Source organism: Providencia sp. wls1922 (genome assembly GCF_009706505.1).
Lineage (GTDB): Bacteria > Pseudomonadota > Gammaproteobacteria > Enterobacterales > Enterobacteriaceae > Providencia > Providencia lanzhouensis.
The window spans coordinates 1-2832 of sequence record NZ_WLUG01000097.1 but is presented as its reverse complement, the minus strand read 5'-3'; the positions used below and the strand labels follow the sequence as shown (position 1 = coordinate 2832).

At 41.8% G+C, this 2832-nt stretch carries 6 protein-coding genes; all 6 read left to right on the top strand.

All coding sequences use genetic code 11. The annotated features are described in order from the left end of the window. Positions 1 to 317, top strand: a 317-nt coding sequence (locus GKR71_RS13055) for a hypothetical protein (RefSeq protein ID WP_230085079.1), incomplete at its 5' end; no start/stop codon positions are given. Next, entirely contained in the window at positions 314 to 496 is a 183-nt protein-coding gene (locus tag GKR71_RS20405; protein ID WP_154634395.1) for a hypothetical protein, read from the top strand. The genes GKR71_RS13055 and GKR71_RS20405, both read left to right, overlap by 4 nt. Continuing rightward, positions 489 to 854, top strand: coding sequence for a RusA family crossover junction endodeoxyribonuclease (locus GKR71_RS13045; protein ID WP_154634394.1), 366 nt, complete (start codon positions 489 to 491; stop codon positions 852 to 854). Before GKR71_RS20405 ends, GKR71_RS13045 begins: the two co-directional genes overlap by 8 nt. 127 nt (positions 855 to 981) lie before the next feature. After that, positions 982 to 1776, top strand: a complete 795-nt coding sequence (locus GKR71_RS13040) for a KilA-N domain-containing protein (RefSeq protein WP_154634393.1) — start codon at positions 982 to 984, stop codon at positions 1774 to 1776. Beyond that, positions 1773 to 2315, top strand: coding sequence for a DUF968 domain-containing protein (locus GKR71_RS20515; protein ID WP_154634392.1), 543 nt, complete (start codon positions 1773 to 1775; stop codon positions 2313 to 2315). Before GKR71_RS13040 ends, GKR71_RS20515 begins: the two co-directional genes overlap by 4 nt. A gap of 32 nt (positions 2316 to 2347) precedes the next feature. Continuing rightward, positions 2348 to 2785: an antiterminator Q family protein gene (locus GKR71_RS13030; RefSeq protein WP_172459964.1), complete on the top strand. Its 438-nt coding sequence runs from the start codon at positions 2348 to 2350 to the stop codon at positions 2783 to 2785. Positions 2786 to 2832: the final 47 nt, after the last annotated feature.

The following is a 2832-nucleotide window of genomic DNA, read 5'->3' as shown; positions in this document are numbered from 1 at the left end:
GTGGCGGCATGATCCCTAGACAGATTAGACAGTATCGAGAAGTTATAACGATTTTTAAAGATAGAGCATTTAATCGTGATGATCTCTTTATCGAAATGGGTATGAACGGCCGTTCAGGGGCAACGACGCGAATTAAATCTTTGCTGAAATACGGTCTTATTTACCAATGTGAAAATGATTTGTATCGAGTATCAGGCAATAGCGAGCAGATATTGGATCAGCTAAAGGCGGATATAAACACCCCAGTGAATGATGATGAATTTTTGCTGGCTTTAGTAAAACGCTTTGATGCCTTGCTGGCGGGAGTTAGAGCATGAAAGACAAGATGCCTGAAATTCACCAGTGCAAATGTGGTAGCGAGGATCTGCACATCGAAACGCTTGAGTATCGCACTTGGTTTTATGTTTATTGCCACAGCTGCGGCGCCAAAGGCCCCGCGATAAATGACAAGCCTGAAGCTGTAAGAATTTGGAATAAGGTGGTAGCCAATGACTAATCCAATCACTTTTATTCTGCCGTTCCCGCCTAGTGTAAACACATACTGGCGCCACGTTGGGAAACGTCACCTGATTAGTGAAAATGGTCGCAAGTTCAGAGCTAACGCGATAGCTGCCGTGTATGAGCAGCTACGCAAGCGACCAATGGCAATTACTGATGATGTAACAGTCATTGTGAAGATGTACCCACCAACAAACCATAGGAGAGATATCGACAACTATTTGAAAGCGCCATTCGATGCACTGACACACGCCAATGTTTGGAAAGATGATGAACAAGTTAAGCGTGTTGATATGCAATGGTGCGAGGTGGTAAAGGGTGGTCGGTTTGAGATACAAATAATCCCAATAAGTTGATTTTTAGAATGAATTCCAATTTATGGTGTACATGAAAAATACCGTGATACCATAAAAATGAATAAAAAATTGCCCATTTTGATGCGGCTAAAAGGGCGTAAACATAAATAATGTGGAGTGACTAGATATGAATAATTTGGTGATTGATGGTGTCGGTGTGCGCCAAGATTTTAATGGTCGTTTTTGCTTGAATGATTTACATCGTGCGGCCGGTGGTGAGGAAAAGCATAAGCCATCAAACTTCCTTAGAATTGAAACGACAAAAGATTTATGTATGGAAATTGACCGATGCTCAGATATGAGCATCGCTTCAGTTGAGGTAATTAAGGGTGGTACCGAACAAGGGACATATGTTCTACGCGAAATCGTTTATGCATACGCTATGTGGATCAGCCCGGCATTTAGCCTAAAAGTCATTCGTACTTTCGATTCTGCTGTCCAACAACGAATTCAAGCAAAACTAAGTGACAAAGTTCAAGCGGGAACAATCCTGCTGGAATCGATGGCTAAAACTCTCAACTTATCTAATTCGTCAAAATTAGGCGGGTACCAAAAACTACAGCAAATGGCTGGGTTACCTAATCTATCTCCTACTTATGCAATTGACGCTCCTAGCGATGCTGTCGATGGATCTAGTCGTACAACACACTCACTAACTGAATTCATTCGCAAGAATGGACTTAATATTTCTGCGCAAGCGGCTTATAAACGCTTATCAGAATTAGGGCTGGTGGAGCGTAAATCTCGCCCTAGCACTAAAGGCATTGATAAAACTAAATACTTCTGGTCGATTACATCTAAAGGGCTTATCTACGGGAAAAACATCACTAGCCCTAACAATCCGCGTGAAACACAGCCGCATTTCTATGAAAGCAAAAGCGCTGATTTAGTGAAATTAATGGTGGTGGGTAAAGTCGCATGAGCAATCAATGGATACTAACGCCGATCCCTGTGCCTGAGATTAGCGCTGTGATATTCAGACCAGGAGTTAACGAATTACACAAATTCACTGGCCGCATGTTAATTGTCCCGTTGCCTAATTCATTAGGCGATAAATCAGTAGGGCCTATCTCTCTTTCTCCATCATTCCTCAGCGACGATGTGAATGGTATTGAAGAGATAAAGAAAGTATTAGATTTAGCTGTAGATCCTGAGCCACCAGCAAGTTTTATGAAGTTTCCAAAGCTTCAGCGCTTGGAAAGTGTGAAATATCTGCAATGGGTAAAATCACAGCCTTGTTGTGTTTGTGGCGCCACATCTGATGATGCTCATCACATTATTGGCTACGGGCAGGGTGGCATAGGCACAAAAGCCCATGACTTGTTCACTATCCCATTATGCAGGGTTCACCACAGTGAATTACACAAGGATCCGAAAGGGTGGGAGCAAGAAAACGGTAGCCAGTTAGTTTTGTTATTTAAATTTCTCGACCGGTCAATCGGTTTGGGTGTATTTGGTTGATGCGTTGTGCGGAACGCAGTGGAGATTATTGCATGAGAGATATTCAGTTAGTTTTAGAAAAGTGGGCAGGCTGGGCAAGTAATAACCCTGGTGTAGATTATTCGCATATTGCAGCTGGATTTAAGGGGCTAATCTCAAATAAAGAAGCACCTAGGCTTTCATGTACTGATAATGATGGAATTATTATTGATAGTGTCATTGCTAAATTAAAAGCGGTTAGAAAAGATGAAGAACTAGAACTGATAGTTATGCATTATTTGTATGGTGTATCAAAGCGCGGCATTGCAAAAAAATTAAAGGTTAGCGAGGGGCGAGTTCGTCAGATGATGCAAGTGGCTGAAGGGTTTGTTGATGGGTGTTTAGCCATGATTGGTGTAGTTTTAGAAATGGATAGTGAAGTTATGGGGAAACAAAATACGGTGGATAGTGAAAAAGTATTAGTGCGCTACGCAAAATCAATGCTAGTGTGATAAGAGTGAATACGTTGTCACCTAACTTATAGAATGAAACCTCGCCA

Excerpts from the sequence above, each read along its gene's own strand:
- GKR71_RS13040 (WP_154634393.1), top strand. The coding sequence starts at position 982 with ATGAATAATTTGGTGATTGATGGTGTCGGTGTGCGCCAAGATTTTAAT.
- GKR71_RS13045 (WP_154634394.1), top strand. The coding sequence starts at position 489 with ATGACTAATCCAATCACTTTTATTCTGCCGTTCCCGCCTAGTGTAAAC.
- GKR71_RS20405 (WP_154634395.1), top strand. The coding sequence starts at position 314 with ATGAAAGACAAGATGCCTGAAATTCACCAGTGCAAATGTGGTAGCGAG.
- GKR71_RS20515 (WP_154634392.1), top strand. The coding sequence starts at position 1,773 with ATGAGCAATCAATGGATACTAACGCCGATCCCTGTGCCTGAGATTAGC.
- GKR71_RS13030 (WP_172459964.1), top strand. The coding sequence starts at position 2,348 with ATGAGAGATATTCAGTTAGTTTTAGAAAAGTGGGCAGGCTGGGCAAGT.